At 63.9% G+C, this 17,079-nt stretch carries 12 protein-coding genes; 6 read left to right on the top strand and 6 right to left on the bottom strand.

The features are described 5' to 3' along the window. Window positions 1-207: 207 nt before the first annotated feature. From IFU00_18740 to IFU00_18750, 3 genes are read left to right on the top strand one after another with little or no spacing between them, the layout of a single operon-like run. Complete coding sequence (locus tag IFU00_18740) at window positions 208-1,392, top strand: glycosyltransferase family 4 protein (protein MBD8544318.1); 1,185 nt, start codon at window positions 208-210, stop codon at window positions 1,390-1,392. Further along, window positions 1,389-2,546 carry a glycosyltransferase family 4 protein gene (locus tag IFU00_18745; GenBank protein ID MBD8544319.1) on the top strand — a complete coding sequence of 386 codons (1,158 nt, stop codon included), beginning with the start codon at window positions 1,389-1,391 and terminating at the stop codon, window positions 2,544-2,546. Before IFU00_18740 ends, IFU00_18745 begins: the two co-directional genes overlap by 4 nt. Next, on the top strand, window positions 2,539-3,876 hold the full coding sequence (locus tag IFU00_18750; GenBank protein MBD8544320.1) for a putative O-glycosylation ligase, exosortase A system-associated: 1,338 nt from the start codon (window positions 2,539-2,541) through the stop codon (window positions 3,874-3,876). Before IFU00_18745 ends, IFU00_18750 begins: the two co-directional genes overlap by 8 nt. Here the strand turns inward: IFU00_18750 and IFU00_18755 are convergent. Both IFU00_18755 and IFU00_18760 read right to left on the bottom strand, forming a co-directional pair. Beyond that, complete coding sequence (locus IFU00_18755; protein MBD8544321.1) at window positions 3,873-5,120, bottom strand: pyridoxal-dependent decarboxylase, exosortase A system-associated; 1,248 nt, start codon at window positions 5,118-5,120, stop codon at window positions 3,873-3,875. The two genes, IFU00_18750 and IFU00_18755, sit on opposite strands and share 4 nt — an antisense overlap. Window positions 5,121-5,157: 37 nt before the next feature. Next, a complete protein-coding gene (locus tag IFU00_18760; protein MBD8544322.1) occupies window positions 5,158-6,756 on the bottom strand; it encodes an acyl-CoA ligase (AMP-forming), exosortase A system-associated in 1,599 nt (532 codons plus the stop codon). Between the two features lie 172 nt (window positions 6,757-6,928). Here IFU00_18760 and IFU00_18765 point away from each other — a divergent pair, with 172 nt between their 5' ends. Next, on the top strand, window positions 6,929-8,143 hold the full coding sequence (locus tag IFU00_18765; protein ID MBD8544323.1) for a DegT/DnrJ/EryC1/StrS aminotransferase family protein: 1,215 nt from the start codon (window positions 6,929-6,931) through the stop codon (window positions 8,141-8,143). Continuing rightward, the gene (locus IFU00_18770; protein MBD8544324.1) at window positions 8,140-9,180 is read left to right on the top strand and encodes a GNAT family N-acetyltransferase; all 1,041 of its coding nucleotides are present in this window, start codon (window positions 8,140-8,142) and stop codon (window positions 9,178-9,180) included. The genes IFU00_18765 and IFU00_18770 overlap by 4 nt, the downstream gene beginning before the upstream one ends. Here IFU00_18770 and IFU00_18775 read toward each other — a convergent pair. Genes IFU00_18775 through IFU00_18790 form a run of 4 tightly spaced genes read right to left on the bottom strand, consistent with a single transcriptional unit; the run spans window position 9,177 to window position 14,034 of the window. Continuing rightward, window positions 9,177-10,136 carry a glycosyltransferase gene (locus IFU00_18775; GenBank protein MBD8544325.1) on the bottom strand — a complete coding sequence of 320 codons (960 nt, stop codon included), beginning with the start codon at window positions 10,134-10,136 and terminating at the stop codon, window positions 9,177-9,179. The genes IFU00_18770 and IFU00_18775 overlap by 4 nt on opposite strands. Before the next feature lie 50 nt (window positions 10,137-10,186). After that, window positions 10,187-11,230, bottom strand: a complete 1,044-nt coding sequence (locus IFU00_18780) for a polysaccharide deacetylase family protein (protein MBD8544326.1) — start codon at window positions 11,228-11,230, stop codon at window positions 10,187-10,189. 6 nt (window positions 11,231-11,236) lie between these two features. Next, window positions 11,237-12,958 carry a hypothetical protein gene (locus IFU00_18785; protein MBD8544327.1) on the bottom strand — a complete coding sequence of 574 codons (1,722 nt, stop codon included), beginning with the start codon at window positions 12,956-12,958 and terminating at the stop codon, window positions 11,237-11,239. Further along, on the bottom strand, window positions 12,955-14,034 hold the full coding sequence (locus IFU00_18790; GenBank protein ID MBD8544328.1) for a glycosyltransferase family 2 protein: 1,080 nt from the start codon (window positions 14,032-14,034) through the stop codon (window positions 12,955-12,957). Before IFU00_18790 ends, IFU00_18785 begins: the two co-directional genes overlap by 4 nt. A gap of 657 nt (window positions 14,035-14,691) precedes the next feature. Between IFU00_18790 and IFU00_18795 the strand changes: the two genes are divergently transcribed. Further along, entirely contained in the window at window positions 14,692-16,815 is a 2,124-nt protein-coding gene (locus tag IFU00_18795; protein ID MBD8544329.1) for a hypothetical protein, read from the top strand. The last annotated feature ends 264 nt before the right edge of the window (window positions 16,816-17,079 follow it).

Below are 17,079 nucleotides of genomic sequence, written 5' to 3' on the forward strand. Positions count from 1 at the left end.
TTTCCACATAAAGTAAAAAACTTGCCACACGTAACAAGTGCGGAACAGAACTTGAATTATAGTATCATGCTTGTCAAAAATTTATGCGTCCTCTGCCAATCGTACTGCCGCTAGGCAAAATTTTTCGCATAATCACGACAGCACATCCCAATCACCCGCCCGAATTGCACATCGGATGGCGCACTGACCAGGCATTCGACACTCCCGATGAAGTTACTTACCTTCAGCACTCTCTACCCCAACGCGCAGCAGCCCAATCATGGCATCTTCGTAGAAACCCGTTTACGCTACCTGATTGCGAGCGGCAAGGTCGAGTCACGTGTGGTCGCCCCGGTGCCATGGTTCCCGCTCAAGGGAGAAAGCTTCGGCCATTACGGCACACTGGCCAAGGTGCCGCGCCAGGAAACCCGCAACGGCATCCACGTCACCCACCCGCGCTACCTGGTGGTGCCACGGTTTGGCATGAACCTGACGCCGTATTCGCTGGCGCACGCCGCGAAAAAGGAAGTGGGCCGCATCCTCGACGAAGGCTATGATTTCGATGCCATCGATGCCCATTATTTCTATCCAGACGGCGTAGCGGCCGTCATGCTGGGCAAGTACTTCAACAAACCAGTTGTGGTGACCGCCCGCGGTACCGACATCAACCTGATTCCGCAGTACGCGCGCCCGCGCCAGCTCATCTTGCAGGCAGCGCGCGACGCTGACGGCGTCATCACCGTCTGCCAGGCGCTCAAGGACGAAATGGTCGAGCTCGGTGTTGCGCCCGCCCACATCACGCCGTTGCGCAACGGCGTCGACCTGGAGCGCTTCATGCCGGCCGACCGTGCACAGGCCAGAGCGAACATCGGCCTGGCGCCGGGTCGCTTCACGCTGCTCTCGGTGGGCCTGCTCGATCCGCGCAAGGCGCACGACCTGATCATCCGCGCGCTGCCGCTGCTGCCGGAGGTCGACCTCCTGATCGCCGGTATCGGCCCGCAGAAGAACAATCTGGTGCAGCTGGCGCGTGAACTTGGCGTGCAGGAGCGTGTCAAGCTGCTGGGCGCCGTGCCGCAAACCGAACTGAAAACTTACTACAACGCGGCCGACGCGCTGGTGCTGGCCTCGAGCCGTGAAGGCTGGGCCAATGTGCTGCTCGAGAGCATGGCGTGCGGCACCCCGGTGGTGGCCAGCAATGTGTGGGGCACGCCGGAAGTTGTCGCGTCGCCCGACGCGGGCGTCCTGATGCCGGAGCGTACCCCGCAAGGTCTGGTTCAGGCCCTGGGCCAATTGCGCGCCAATTACCCTGAACACGCCGCCACCCGCCGCTATGCCGAAAACTTCGGCTGGCAACCGACCACCCAGGGCCAGATCGACCTGTTCCACTCCATCATGGCGAGAAAAGCCGCGTGAAAATCCTTTACCATCACCGCACCCGTTCCAAGGACGGCCAGTACGTCCACATCGAAGAAATGATCCGCGCCCTGCGTGCCGAAGGCCACGAAGTCGTGATCGTTGCGCCGCCGAGCGCCGAGACCGAATCGTTTGGCTCGGACGCCGGGCCGGTCGCCTGGCTCAAGCGCCATCTGCCGAAGACGTTCTATGAACTGATGGAGCTGTCCTATTCGCTGGTTGCCTACCGGCGCCTGGCGAAGGCCGTCAAGCAGCATCGGCCGGACGTGCTGTACGAGCGCTACAATCTCTTCTTGCCGGCTGGTATCTGGCTGGCGCGCAAGTACAAGCTGCCAATGCTGCTCGAAGTCAATGCCCCAATCCTCGAAGAACGCGCGCGCTACGACGGTCTGGCGCTCACCGGACTGGCGCGCTGGTCGCAGGCGTATGCCTGGCGCAATGCCGACATGGTGCTGCCGGTGACCCGGGTGCTGGGCGATATCGTGCAATCGTACGGCGTCGATCCCCAGCGCATCGAGGTGATCCCGAACGGCATCGATCCCGAGCGCTTCGCCAATGCGCCGGACGTACTGGCCGCCAAACGCGCACTCGGCCTGGAGCAATACCTGGTGCTGGGCTTTACTGGCTTCGTACGCGACTGGCACGGTCTGGACAAGGTGATCGACCTGATCGCCCAGGATCCACCTGACGCCCACCGCCACCTGCTGGTGGTCGGCGACGGTCCGGTGCGCGCCACACTCGAGCAGCAGGCGCGCGATCTTGGGGTCGCGCATCGGGTCAAGTTTACCGGCATCGTCGGGCGCGACGACGTGGCGCGCCATGTGGCCGCCTTCGACATTGCTCTGCAGCCGGCCGTGGTCAAGTATGCCTCGCCCCTGAAGCTGTTCGAGTACCTGGCACTGGGCAAGGCCATCGTTGGTCCCGACCAGCCGAATATCCGCGAAATCCTGCGCGCCGACTACAACGCGGTACTGTTCGATCCCGAAACCCCGGCCGGCCTGGCTGGCGCGGTCAAGCGCTTGTGCGACGACATCGCGCTGCGCACCAAAGTGGCAGCCAATGCGCGCGCCACCATCGACGAGCAGCAACTGACCTGGCGTGCCAACGCACGCCGCGCGGTGGCACTGTTCGAGAGGCTGCAGCGCCGTGCGTGACCTGATTCTGTTTGCCGCTTTTCTTGCGGTCATTCCTTTCATCTTCAAGCGTCCGGTGGTGGGCGCCATCGCCTATGCGGTGTTCAGCCTGATGAATCCGCATCGCTTGACGTACGGCTTTGCCCAGTCGTTCCAGTTTGCGCTGATCCTGTGCGTCGTGACCCTGATCTCGGTCGTGATCTCGAAAGAGAAAAAGAAGCTCCCGATGTCGGCGCCAACCGTGGTCCTGATCCTGTTCTGTATCTGGATCACGATTGCCACCATCTTCGCCCAGCTGCCAAGCGAGGCCTGGATTGACTGGGACCGTACCAGCAAGATCATGCTGATGGTCTTCGTCACGCTCCTGACCGTGCGCACCGCCAACGATGTCAAGATACTGGCGCTGGCAGTCGCGCTCTCGCTCGGCTTCTGGGGCATCAAGAGCGGCATCTTCGTGATCGTCAGCGGTGGTGGCGCAGGTATGCTCGGCCCGCGCAGTAGCTTCATCAGCGACAACAACACCCTGGCGCTGGCGCTGGTCACCATTACCCCGTTGCTGGTCTATGTAATCACCCTGGTCGAATCGAAGTGGCTCAAGCGCGCAGTGATCGGGATGGCGGCGCTTACCACGCTGGCCGCGATCGGCTCGTATTCGCGTGGTGCCTTGCTCGGCGCGTTTGCCATGGGCTTCTTCTTGTGGATCAAATCGGCGCACAAGGTCAGGATCGGCGTGGCGTTCGCCGTGATAGTGCCGTTCGTCCTGCTGAGCATGCCACCCGAATGGATGGGGCGCATGCACACGATCGAGACCTATGACGAAGATGCCTCGGCCACGGGCCGCATCAACTCCTGGTATTTTGCGATCAATATAGCCAATGCCCATCCGCTCGGGGGCGGTCCCAACGTCTTCACGCCGAGCATGTTCCAGCTCTATGCGCCGGACCCGACCCGCTTCTACGATGCCCACAGCATCTATTTCCAGGTCCTGGGAGAGCTCGGTTACTTTGGCCTGCTGTTGTTCCTGACCCTGTTCGTCGTGACCTGGCGTACCGGCTCACGCGTGATTCGCCATTGCCGCGACAAGGAAGAACTGGCTTGGGCGGCCATGCTCGCGCGCATGTGCCAGGTCAGCATCATCGGCTACATGACGGCAGGCGCATTTTTGACGCTGGCCTACTATGACCTGATCTACTACATCATCGCGATCCTGATCACGCTCGACAAGGTATTGATCCGTGACCCGCAACCGGACAATACGCCGCCGATCCGGCTGCCATTCCTGGAGCGCTACCAGCAGCGTGCCAGCGAGCGCGCCAAGGCGCGCGCTGCGGCGGCGCCGAAACGGCGTTAAACGAGCACTTCCAGCGCCGCCGGATGGCCGAGAAAGCCCGCCGGACTGGCGCTGGCGCCATACGCGCCGGACTGGAACACCACCACCAGGTCGCCAATGCGGGCATGCGCCAGTGGCATACGCTCGGCCAGGATGTCGAGCGGAGTGCACAGCGGACCCGTGGCCGATGCCGGGCCGCTGTCCGGTGCGTCATTCTGCGCGTTGATGCGGTTGCCGATCGCAACCGGATAATTTTTGCGGATCACTTGCCCCAGATTGCCGGAGGCGGCCAGATGATGGTGCATGCCGCCATCGAGGACAAGGAATACTTCGCCGCGCGACACCTTGCGGTCGATCACGCGCGCCACATACACACCGGCTTCGCCGACAAGGTAGCGGCCCAGCTCGATCGCGAGACGGGCCTGCGGCAGGGCCTGCTCCAGGCGCGGCACCCATTGCGCCAGGTGCTCGCCCATCGGGGCCGGATCGAGCCGCGTTTCGCCGGGAAAGTAGGGAATCCCCAGCCCCCCGCCGATGTTTACCTGGTACACCGTCAGCGGGCTCTCGCCCGCCAGGCGCAGCGCCAGCTCGATGCTGCGCGACTGCGCCTCGATGATAGCGTCCAGGCGCAGGCTCTGCGAGCCGCTGAAAATGTGAAAACCCTGGAAATCCAGGCCCAGCGCCGCGACCTGGCGCAGCATGTCCGGCGCCAGCTCGGCATCGATGCCGAACGGCTTGGCGCCACCGCCCATTTTCATGCCTGACGATTTCAGTTCGAACTCGGGATTGATGCGCAGCGCCACGCGCGGCGTGATACCGAGCCGCTCGCCGACGCGCGCAGCACCCGCCAGTTCGTGTTCCGATTCGATATTCAGGCACGCGCCGCTGGCGATCGCCTGGCTCAGTTCCGCTTCCAGCTTGGCCGGGCCGGCAAAGCTGATGCGCGCCGGATCGATCCCGGTATCGAGCGCGGTCTTCAATTCGCTGCTGGATGCAACGTCCAGGCCATCGACGATACCGGCCATGTGCTGCACCAGCGCCGGCATCGGGTTGGCCTTGATCGAGTAATGCAGCGCGACCGCCGGCGGCAGCACGGCGCGCAGCCCGGCAACCTGGGCGCTGCAGACGGCGCGGTCGATGGCATAGAACGGCGTGCGGCCGACGCGCTGCGCCAGCCGGGGCAGCGCAATGCCGCCTACCTGGAGGACATCGTCGACCACGGGAAAGTGGATCTGGGGAGCGTGCTGGGGCTTGGTGCCGGTCATGAGCGTGCGAACGAAACGAATGGGTGGGCGCGCGGCGTCACACGCTGCGCAGGATGGTTTGGCGTAACAGGTTGCGGTCGATCTTGCCGTTCGGATTGCGCGGCAGCGCTTCGGTGCGCAACACGATGTCGGCCGGGACCATGTAGGCCGGCAGACGGCGGCGGCATTCGGCCAGCAAGGCCGCGCGGTCGATCACTGCGGGATCGGCAACCGCCACGGCGACGATGGCCTGGCCCAGCTGCTGGTCGTCAACACCGAACACGGCCACTTCGCTCACCAGGCCGCTTGCATGCAGCACGCTCTCGACTTCGGTCGGGCTGATGCGGTAGCCGGAAACCTTGATCATGTCGTCGCTACGCCCGATGAAATACAGGAAGCCGTCGGCATCGCGGCGCACGGTGTCGCCCGACCATACGGCCAGCTCGGGCAACGGCAGGGCCGGATGCTGGCCCGGAGAAGGCCGGAAACGCAGTGCGGTGCGCGCCGCGTCGTTCCAGTAGCCCAGCGCCACCAGCGCGCCGCGGTGTACCAGCTCACCCGGCTCATCCGGGTCGCACAGGCTGCCGTCCGGGCGCACCACCAGCACCTCGGCGTTGGGGATCGCGCGCCCGATCGAGTCCGGGCGGCGCGCCAGCTCGGCCGGCGGCAGGTACGTCGAGCGAAACGCCTCGGTCAGGCCATACATCAGGAAGATCTCGGCCGCTGGCAACGCCTCTTGCAGTGCCCTGACCGTCACGACCGGCATGGCGCCGCCGGAATTGGTGATGAAACGCAGCGAGCAAGCCTCGGGCCACGCCAGGCGCGACAGGGCGATCCACAATGGCGGCACTGCAGCCAGGCCGGTGATGCGCTCGGCCTGCACAAGGGCGACGATATCCTTCGGAAACAGGTAATTCATGAGCACGACTGCCGCGCCGCGCAGGAACGCCGTGGTCAGCTGGCTCAGGCCATAGTCAAAGCTCAGTGGCAGCACCGCCAGCAGGCGGTCGGCGGCAGACAGGTCAAGATAGCTGGCAACGCTGGCAGCACCCGCGACCATATTCTGGTGCGACAGGACCACCCCCTTGGGTGCACCGGTGCTGCCCGAGGTGTACAGGATAGCGGCCATGTCGGTATCGATGCGCGAATGGGGCGCGACGGCCATGCCGGCGGCACTGCCTTCAAGCTGCGCCCAGCGCAGAATCGCGGGCTGGGCCGTGGGAGTATCCGTGGGGGACGTCGTGGACGTGGCGGCTGCGGCGCCATCGGTCAGCAGCAACGCGCCCAGGTCGGGGCAGCCGGCCAGCGCCGTGCCCAGCTGGGCATGGCGTTCGGGCGTGGTCGCCAGCAGGCGTACATTGCAGTCGGCCAGGATGTAGGCTACCTGTTCGGGCTTGAGCAGCGGATTGACCGGCACGAACACGCAGCCGGCGGCAGCGGCACCGAACATGGCCACCACGTTCTCGATGCGCTTTTCCATGTACACGGCAACGCGCTCGCCCGGCTGCAGGCCATGCGCCAGGAACAGGGCAGCCGCGGCGCGCACCTGCTCCGCCAGTTGGGCATAGGTGCAACGCAAAGCGCCATGGGCCAGGGCCTCGGCATCCGGGGTGCGCGCTGCGCTCTCGAAAATACTGTCGTGGATCAGATAATTCATCGGGTTCGGATCTGGTGCCCGCCTGAGGTGGGAGTAGCGCGGCGCATTCGCCATCTTACCAGTTCGGGCTTGACTGCAAGCGCTTGCACAGCCGTTTCGCCACCCGCGCGCCGGCCCGGCCGGAGGGGCGCCGGTATGCTGGAACGCCGGGAACGCATGCTATATTGAAATCATGCAGCGAATAAACAACAACAGCACACCCATGCGCGCCATCCCTGCCGTTCCGGTCCTTTCACTGGCCACTTTCGCGTCGGATGGCCCGACCTTGCCGGCGCTTGACGACGCGCCTGCGGTGCAGCTGGTTTCGAGTGGACGGATCGCGATCGGCATGGCGCTGCGCGCGCTGGGCGTGGGCCCGGGCGACACGGTGCTGGTTCCGGCCTATCACAGCCTGTCGATGATCCCGCCGGTGCACTGGCGGGGCGCCGAAGTCGTGTTCTACCGCGTTCACCCCGACACCACGATCGACCTGGCCGATATCGCACGCAAGATCGGTCCGGGTGTCAAAGCGATCATGGCGACCCATTTCTTCGGCTTTCCGCAAGACCTCGCGCCCTTGCGCGCGTTGTGCGATACGCACGCCATCGGGCTGGTCGAGGATTGCGCCCACTGCTTCTTCGGCGCGCACGGCGGCGTAAACATCGGCAGCAGCGGCGACTATGCAATCGGCAGCAGCATGAAATTCTTTCCGATCTTCGAAGGCGGTTGCCTGGTCTCGTACCGGCACCGGCTGCCGTTGCGGCAATTGCGCAGCGCCGGCGCCGGTTTCGAGGCCAAGGCCGCACTCAATGCCCTCGAGGCCAGCTTTGCCCAGGGGCGCCTTCCGTTATTGCACGCCGCCCTGGTCCTGCCGCTGCGTCTGCGCACCGCACTGTGGAACCGGGTCAAGCGGCGCGCAGCAACAGCCGACGGGCCGGCCCCGACAACGCTGGCCCCGGCATCGTCGGACAGCAGCTTCGACTTCGATCCGCGCTGGATCGACCGGCGCTCGTCATGGTTCTCGCGCACCGTGCTGCGCCGCGCCGCGCGCGCGCGCCTCGTGCAGCGCCGACGCCATCACTACCTGGCGCTGGAACGCGCCCTGGCCGGCGCCCCCGGCTGGCGCGCTCTGTTTCCCGCGCTGCCCGACGGCGCCTGTCCCTGGGTATTCCCGCTGCTGGCAGAGCACCCCGAGGCGCTGTTCGAGCACCTGCGTGCTGCTGGCGTACCGATGGTGCGCTTTGGCGCGCACCTGTGGCCCGGCGTCGATGCCGGCGTGTGCGCCAACAGCGTGGAACTGGGGCGACGCCTGTTCGGCCTGCCCTGCCACCAGGCGCTCGACGATGCGGAACGCACCTGGCTTGCGGCGACCGTGCGCCGCGCGCTCGAGCAGGCAGCGGCGTCATGAGCTGGACGGTGATCCCGGCGGCGGGCTTCGATGCCGATCCCGCCCACTGCGCACGCTGGCGCGCCCTGCATGCCGCAGCCGGCAGCTCGCCCCTGCTCACGCTCGACTTCGTCACGACCGCACTGGCTGTCTTTGGCAACGGACGCGAACAGCTGGCCTGGCACGAACAGGACGGCCAGACCGACATCATGGCGATCCTGACCCCGGCCGGGGCCGGCGCCTGGCAGACCTTCCAGCCGGCGCAGGCGCCGGTCGGCCTGTGGCTGCAGCGCGACGCGCAGCCGCGCACGGGGCAGCTGGCGGCCCTGTTGCGCGCCCTTCCCGGCGCTGGCGTCATGCTCGGTCTGACCCAGTGCGATCCGATGCTGATGGCGCGGCCGGCGGACACCGACGCCGTGCGCACCCTCGACTATATCCAGACAGCCCGGATCACCCTGGCCGGCAGCTTCGATGACTACTGGAACACGCGTGGCAAGAACCTACGAACCAACTTGCGCAAGCAGCGCAAGCGCCTGACCGACGAGGGCGTACTGCTGCGCCTGCAGATGAGCCGCGACGTGCACGAGATGGCCGATGCGGTGGCCGATTACGGACGGCTCGAAAGCGCCGGCTGGAAGTCGAGGGATGGCACCGCGGTGGAGGCCGGCAATGCACAAGGGCGCTTCTACCGCATGATGCTGGAGGCATACGCCGGCCATGGCGCGGCCTGCGTAATGCGCTACTGGATCGCCGACAGGCTGGCGGCAATGGACTTGTGCATCGAAGGCGGTGGCTGCGTGGTGGTGCTCAAGACGGCGTATGACGAGAGCATTGGCAATGGGCTCTCGCCGGCGCTTCTGATGCGCGAGGAAGCCACGCGCGCGATCTTCGAGGCCGGGCGCTTCGCGCGCATCGAGTTCTACGGCCGGGTAATGGAATGGCACCTGCGCTGGACCGACGAAGTGCGCATCATGTATCACCTCAACGCGTACCGCTGGCCCTGGCTGGGCCGACTGCGCGCACTGGTGGCCGGGCGCCACCCGCCGGCCGCCGGCTAGACAGAGCGCGACGGGGCCTTGCGCGGTTTCGGCCAGCCGCGCGCGATCGATATGACGTCATGCGCGGTGCTCAGCGAAAACGAATCGAACAGCGACGGCAGCACCATCCTGAACGCTTCGCGGCGCCGGCCGGTGCGCAGGTAAAGCATGGCCGCGCGCATGCGCACGACGTGGCGCTTGGCGCGGTAGCCCCGGCGTACCGGAGTGGACGCGCGGCGCAGCAGCGGCGCCAGCGATTCGAGCGCGGCCGCATAGCGCGCCTCGGCCACCACCGGGTCCTTGCGCAGGGTGCTGGTCGGATAAATATAGTATTTGGCCACGACCTGGGGCACCATGCCGCCCTTCTTGCTCTCGGCCAGCAGGCGGATGAACAGGTGCAGGTCTTCGCCCACCTTGTGCTCCACCGAGAAGCCGCCCAGGCGCAGGAACGCCGCGCGCGGCATGCTCATCGTGCGCGTTTCCATGAAGCCGTCGCCTATCAGGTCCTCGAAATCGGCTTCCTCAATCCGGATGCGCTGCGCGCCCGGCTGCTTGGCTAGCAGCTTGCCTCCCGATGTGCAGCCGGCGAGGAACAGGCATACGTACTTGCCGTCAGGCTCGCAGGCTTCCTGGTCCGAGACCACGAAGTCAAGATCCGGCTCGACCCGGATCCAGTCGGCATGCAGCGCCAGCCGCTCGGGGGTGAATTCATCGTCCGCATCGAGGAAGGCCAGCCAGTTGCCGGTGGCGATCTCCACGCCCTTGTTGCGCGCCGCGGCGACGCCGGCATTGGGCTGGCGCACATATACGATACGGTCACCGAAAGGTTGCACGACCTCGGCAGTATGGTCGGTAGAGCCGTCGTCGATGACGATGATCTCGTGCGCTGCATGCGTCTGGGCCAGGACCGACGCGATAGCGCGCGCCAGCGTCGGGGCGTTATTGTAGGTCGCGATAATGACCGAGAAAGTCGGCAAGGTCGGGCTCTCCACGAAAGTCGTTCGCGCCGCTGACGGCTGCTGGTTGTTCAAATAGCTGCCTGATGCGGCGTGCTGGCATGGGCCGACTCGGCCTGCAGGCGCGCGGCCAGGCCCGAGACGCTGAGGAACTGCCCGCCCAATTCGTCACGGAACCAGGTGCAGTAATCGTACACGGTCGTGATGAAGCGCTCCAGCTCGGCAGCGGTACGCACATAGGGCGTGTGGCCCGCCACCATCGACGGGCTGTGATAGGTCAGCGTGAAGACCTGGCAGCCATCGCCATGGAGGGCCTGGCTCAGGCGCCGCATTTCGGCGCCGGTGGCCACTTCAGGACTCAGCCGGATACGCTCGAGCGCACCGCTGCGCGACAGGATGCCGCCCAGGCGCGCCTTGCGCGCCCAATTCTGCTGGGCGGCTTCGTACAGCGCCGGTCCATGACTGCGCATCCAGCCGGCGTAGCCGGTCGTGACGGGCAATTCGAGCAACGAGCGCCCACCGGCTTCGAACCAGTAGGGATGCTCGTCGAATGCCCGAAAATCGGGGCCGCCATCGTCCAGGAAGGCGCTGTACGGCACCACGCTGGCGTCGACCTGGTAGCCCAGCGCGGCAATCGACCCAGCAGTGTGCGGGCCGAGCCCGTAGCGGCCGGCCTTGAAGGTCACCGGGGCGCGTCCGAACGAGCGTGTGATGGCCTCGGTCAGCATGCGCAGCTTGTCGTACTCGAGTTCGCGCGGCAGGTTGCCGGCGTAGGAATTGCTGCGCGAGACTTCTTCATCGTGCGGCGGCGAAACCCACGGATGCAGGTGCGTACCGATCTCGCAGCGGCCGGCTTCCATCAGGCCACGCAGCACCGCACTTGACGCCGGCGTGGTTGCCACCGGCCAGTCGATGACGTAGGTGGGCACGATGCCCAGCGGATCGAACACGCGCTCGTGCATCAACGGCTGGCCGGCGATCGACGTCGTGCCGGTGCTGGCGCGATCGAACGGCTGGCCCCAGTCGAATTCTTCCTCGGTATCGATAATGACCAGCAGGACCGGCGGGGTGCCCGGCGCAAGGCGCGCCGGACGGTGGTGGGATTGTCTGAGCATCTGTAATTACCGGGGTGTGGCAGGCGCAGGCGCCGTCCGGGCGAGTTGTTCGAGGCAGGTGTCAATGCGCTCGTAGGTTGCCTGGAAAGTACGGTCGTCCTTACCTTCGGGATCGAGGATCTGGCAGTCGGCGCCAGCCTCAGCGCAGGTTTCGCCGAGCAGGTACACCTTGTTTTTCAAGTCCGGGTAGCGCGCCGCGATGCTGTCGAGATTGATGCGGTCGAAGACGATCACCAGATCGGCGCTTTCCAGCAAAGCTGCGCTCGCATGACGCGAGCGGTGGGCCGTCATGTCGACGCCGCGCTGCGCTGCCGCCGCGATTGCCACTGCCGGCGAACCCCGCTGGTTGCGCGGCAGCATGCCGGCCGAGCTGAAGTGCGCCACGGTGCCGAACAGTTGGCTGCTTTTCAGTTCCGCATAGCTGCTGCGGTTGATATTGCCCTGGCAGACAAACAGCACCTTGACCGGGTGGCCACGCTTGGCTGCGAACAGTTCGGCCAGGCGCGGCGCCAGCGGCGCCGGCGCCGGGGCGCGACGCGACGCGAGCCGGCTGGCGACCAGTTCGCGCAGTTCCTGCAAGCCCGGCCGCGGATCGTCCAGCACCAGCGTGTCGTTGTGCTCGCGCCCGATCAGCACGCGGTGAAAACTCCAGGCCCAGGCAGCGCAGTGCAGCGCCAGTCTGGCGGGCCGACGCACCAGGTTCGCGGCACCGACCCTGGCCTGCCACATATCGAGCACCAGGTTGCGGCAATAACGCCCGGCCGGATAAGGGCGCGGGGGCGTCGCTTCGCCAAGCGCCAGCAGCTGGTACAAGCGATACGGGAAATCGACGCCGATCGAGACCGGCAGCGGCAGCGATCCCCACGGACGCGCATTGACTTCGATCAGGATCCAGCTGCCGTTGGCCGGATCGACCTTGAATTCAAACATGGCCAGGCCCGTGTAGCGGCTGGCGCGCGCCATGCGCTCCACCGCCGCCAGGCGCTGCGGATCGAGCGGTGCGCTCTTGCGGTAATAGCTGCTGCCGTTCAATTCATGCGCACGGTGGTGCTCGAACGCCTGCAGGATTTCGCCTTCATGGCACAGCACGGAGACGCCCAAACCAAAGCCGGGGAACATCTGTTCGAGCAGGATCGGACCGGTTTCGCCCGTGGCGACGCGGCGCGCGAGCCAGGCTTGCAATTCGGTCCGCTCCTGGATGATGCGGGTACTGGTGCGGACATATAGCTCCGGCAAGGCGTACGACATCGGCTCCTTGATCACCACCGGCAGACCGATATCGGCCACGATTTGCTCGACCGTATCGGCGGCATCGAGCATGCGCCCGGGGGCAACCGGCACGTCGACCGAGGTAGCCAGCGCGCGCGTACCGACCTTGTCGAAGAAGATGTCGAGTGCATCGGGCGACGGAATTGCCAAAGGACTCAACAGCGCCAGCGCATCGCGATGCAGGCACAACGGCAGGAGGCCGCGCTCGTCGCACGGGATCACCAGTGAAAAACGGTGCTCGCGCAGCAGCGCACCGATCGCCGCGAGCCATTCGTGCCCGCCGTCGAGGTAATACGGCAGAAAGTGCACCGCGCGGATGTAACGCGACTTGAGCGCAGTGGCGCGAAAATTGAACGGCGCCACGTGCACTTCGAGCCCTTGGCGGCCAAGCGAACGGACGGTCGACAGGAAACTGCGCGTGTCATCGCCGATCACAAGAACTTTATGTCGTGTGCTCATGCTGTCCTTCCGCGCATCAGATGACGACCGGCCAGTGCGACCGTATACAAGGCCCACTTGAGCGAAGCACGGGCAGCCAGCGCACGGCGCGCATAGTGCAGAGCAAGTTCATGTCTGCCTTCATTCGACCAGTAGCGCGACAGATGGCGCAGGATATCGCCTTCATATGACTGGCACAGCCTGCGGATGGCAGCGCTGCGTACACTCATCGTGATGTGCTGGGACACCAATACCGACAACAACCAGCGCTCGGCCGGGGACACGCTGCGCGACAGATTGGTCTGCCGTGTGGGATCCGGCACGTTGTGCTGCGCTACCACGGCGGGATTGAAGAAAATCGTGCGCGCAGCATCGGCCACGCGCCAGAAGAAGTCACGGTCTTCCTCATAAGTGGTGCGGGTCCAGAAGCCGCCGACGGCGGTAGCGGTTGCCTTGCGGAGCGCCACGATGTTCAGTTGGGCAAAACCTCCACTGGCAATCAATTGGTCCAGGTCGATGACATGGCCAAGGGGATGGCTGCGCGTCCGCTTGCTTACCTGCTGCATCAATGCGGGTAGCCAATCGGCCCGCTCCACGACGCCACTGGCAGCGACTGCATTCTGGTTGGCGATGTACAGGTCGACGCGCGAATCGGCGGTAAAAACGTCTGCCATGCTTGCCAGGTGCTCGTTGCTGGTCCAGAAATCGTCATCGTCACAGAATGTCAGGATTTCACCGCGAGCGGCCTCGATGCCAGTATTGCGCGAGACCGATGGCCCGACTGCAGGGCCATCGGGAGTGCCGAGCAAGTGCAGATGAAAACGGTCATCCAGGCCCTCCCACAGCGCTGTGTATCCCGCGCGCGTGGATGCGCTCGATCCATCGTCAATGACGATGACTTCAAAGGATCCGAATGTCTGAGACTGGATACATTCCAGTGCCCGCGTCAGCAGCACAGGGCGGTTCCGGGTCGGGACGATGATCGATATGACGAACGCCTCGCGGTCGTGGCGGCCCGGGTCACTATCGCTGGAGGGAGGGCGGTCGACGCCTGGGAATGACAATTTCTGTGCCTTCTGTGCTGGTGAACGCGTCAACTGATGCTGCGTTGCATAAATGTTGCAATCCTAACATAACGCATTGACCCAGTCCCATTCGATTGCCTACAGCGTTGCCGCAGCGTTGCAGTCCGCGGTCACAACACCCGCTATCTCAACATGACATCGCATGTTAATAATTTTTAACATTTGTTGTTTCTAAGAAATTCTTTATGCAAATGCCACTAGTTTTACTTGACAAAAGCCAATCTTGTACAGGAATTTCCGTTGTTTTCTCGCATAAATAGCTTCTTTTGGGCAATTAATGGTTACGGGAAAAATTACTCACGGTACAGTTTGGTTCTGCAAGGCAATTTTCACAGATCAACTTTTCTTATGGCTACGAACATGACTCCTCTTCTCGTCTCGGTAAAGACTTCTGTCAAGTCAACCGTCCCAAGTTATCGATTGACGCGGTATGCGGGTTGTGGCGCAGCCGCCCTGGTCTTGAGCGCATGTGGCGGAGGCGGTGGTGAGCTGGTCTCTACGTCTGCCGGCAGCCTCAATAGCAGCTTGTCTCCCGGCGTCGTTACTGCCGTCACACCTGCCAGCAACGGACTTGCAACGCCTGCGGGAACGTCGACCTCGCCAACCCCAGCATCAGCGTCGTTGCCTGCGCTTGCGACGCCAGTGTCATCTGGTACGTCAGGCAGCGGGATGTCGTCCACAATGCCATCCACGACGACGAACAACAACAACCCCAGCTTTGCCCCGCTGCCAGGCAGCGGCAGCACAATCAAAATTGGCGCGAAGATTACCGACATCCAGCTGCAAAATACCGGTGCGGCGCAAACCAACGTGCCTTTCACGTTTGGCCAGGTCATTGCTGCCGGTGCCATGAGCCCGAAAGATGGCCTGGTGGCCAAGCTTGCGGATGGTACTGTGCTGAACCTTCAGACCGATGTCAAGGCTACCCATGCCGACGGCTCGGTACGCCACGTCGTCATCTCGGGCGTCTTGCCAGCGCTGGCCGTCCGCCAGTCTCAGCCGCTCGAACTGCTCAAGGCGCAACGCGCCGACACAATCACCGCGACGCCGCAAGGCCTGCTCGAGAAGGGTTTGAACAGCCAGGTCACCGTTACTGCACACAATATCAGGTACACCGCCACGCTGGGCGACGCCATGACCAATCCGGCCCGCTTGACCTGGCTGGCTGGCAATGTCGCCAACGAGTGGATTGCCGATGCGCCACTCAAGGACAGCAGCGGTGCCCCCCATCCCGTATTGACTGCGCGCTTTGCGGTACGCTGGTATCCCGCCCTGGAAAAGCAGGCACGGGTAGATGTCATCGTGGAAAACACCAAAACCTTCGTGAGCGGTCGCACGCTGACCTATGACGTCAACGTCGATGTCGGTGGCCGCACGGTCTATGCCAAGACAGGCCTGACCCATTATCACCACTCGCGCTGGCACAAGACCGCCTGGTGGAATCCTGCCAGCGAACCGGCAGTCAATTTCCGCCACAATACGGCTTACCTGATTTCTACCAAGGCAGTGCCGAACTATGACCAGAGCATCGTTCCTGCAGAAAATGTACTGGCCGGCTACCAACTCAATGACACGAACTCCGGCCCGATGACGATCGGCCCTGCCAACCGCGCAATGCACACTTCCGGCGGTCGCGGCGATATCGGTCCCCTGCCCACCTGGACCGTCATGCACTTGCTGTCGATGGACAAGCGTGCCTGGGACGTTACAAAGGCGGGCGCGGATGGCTCCGGCACTTGGTCAATCCACTACCGCGACGACAATACCGGCCAGCCGGTACGTACGGATAACGACAAGAACAAGTTCATTTCGCTGCATGGCAATATGGCCAAGAAAGGTCCGCTGCCGGTACCGCGCTGCGCTGCCGATGCCAATTGCGACACGCCCAATGCATCGGATACCGCACACCAGCCATCGCTGGCCTATGTACCGTATCTGTTGACTGGCGATTATTACTATCTGGAAGAGATGCAGTTCTGGGCATCGCATAACCCGCTGGCAACTGCCCCGGGCGGCCACGGCGATGGCCAGGGCCTGGTTCGCTGGCAGCAGGTACGCGGCCAGGCGTGGTCACTGCGTACGCTGGGCCATGCTGCCTACATCACGCCGGACGCACATCCGCTGAAGGCGTACTTCACCAAGCAGCTCGACAACAATCTGGCGTTCTATCACCAGACCTATGTTGTAGGTAACCCGAATCAGCTCGGCTTGTACGATGGTTCCGGCAGCAACGCGTTCAGGGTGGACGGCTCGGCGCCATGGCAGGATGACTACCTGACCTGGAGCTTTGGCTACCTGGCCGAACTTGGCTTTGAAAAAGCCGCACCAATCCTGCAATGGAAGGCAAAGTACCCGGTAGGCCGCATGACTGCACCAGGCTATTGCTGGATTTCGGGCGCCGAATACTACCTGAACTTCCGTCCCAGCTCAGCGGCGCCGGCGTACGCCACGTTCGCTGAGCTGTATGCGGCCAATTTCAGCGGTGCCACCATCAAGAACGATTCACGCAAGGACGTACGCAATCCGGATGGCTCGCGCTTCATCGACCAGCCCTGCGCCAGCCAGGCGCAGGCCGATTGGCTGACCGCTGCCAATGGCAGGAAATGGCTGGTCGGCCAGATGATGGGTTACGCCAGCTCAACGCTGGGCTACCCAGCGAACCTGCAACCGGCGCTGGCTGTTGCCCGTGCTGCCGGTATTCCGGAAGCGGCCAGGGCATGGGACGTGTTCAACAACCGCAGCATGAAGCCGGACTATTCGACGGCGCCGCAGTTTGCGATCGTACCGCGCTGATCGATCTCGCACTGCAACATTGGCTCTGCTTTCGGCAGAGCCTTTTTTTTGGCGCAGTCAACACTCTGCGGCCCAGGCTCGATCCGCAAGCGGCATACGTCTACCCTGCACGGATTTATGGGCCGGCAACCATCGCACGCCGAATAAACATGTTCTACAGGAATGCATTCCTTCGCAGTTGCAGCATATAATGGTTGGTGGTATGCAAAGGATTCGTCGTTGCGCCAGCAAATCGTTCGTTCAAATCAGTGCACAGCAGCCAAT

Source organism: Oxalobacteraceae sp. CFBP 8761 (assembly GCA_014841595.1).
Taxonomy (GTDB): Bacteria; Pseudomonadota; Gammaproteobacteria; order Burkholderiales; family Burkholderiaceae_D; genus Telluria.

Coding starts and splice junctions, on each gene's coding strand:
- IFU00_18740 (MBD8544318.1), top strand. CDS start 208: ATGAAGTTACTTACCTTCAGCACTCTCTACCCCAACGCGCAGCAGCCC.
- IFU00_18755 (MBD8544321.1), bottom strand. CDS start 5,120: ATGACCGGCACCAAGCCCCAGCACGCTCCCCAGATCCACTTTCCCGTG.
- IFU00_18760 (MBD8544322.1), bottom strand. CDS start 6,756: ATGAATTATCTGATCCACGACAGTATTTTCGAGAGCGCAGCGCGCACC.
- IFU00_18765 (MBD8544323.1), top strand. CDS start 6,929: ATGCAGCGAATAAACAACAACAGCACACCCATGCGCGCCATCCCTGCC.
- IFU00_18770 (MBD8544324.1), top strand. CDS start 8,140: ATGAGCTGGACGGTGATCCCGGCGGCGGGCTTCGATGCCGATCCCGCC.
- IFU00_18780 (MBD8544326.1), bottom strand. CDS start 11,230: ATGCTCAGACAATCCCACCACCGTCCGGCGCGCCTTGCGCCGGGCACC.
- IFU00_18785 (MBD8544327.1), bottom strand. CDS start 12,958: ATGAGCACACGACATAAAGTTCTTGTGATCGGCGATGACACGCGCAGT.
- IFU00_18795 (MBD8544329.1), top strand. CDS start 14,692: ATGTCGTCCACAATGCCATCCACGACGACGAACAACAACAACCCCAGC.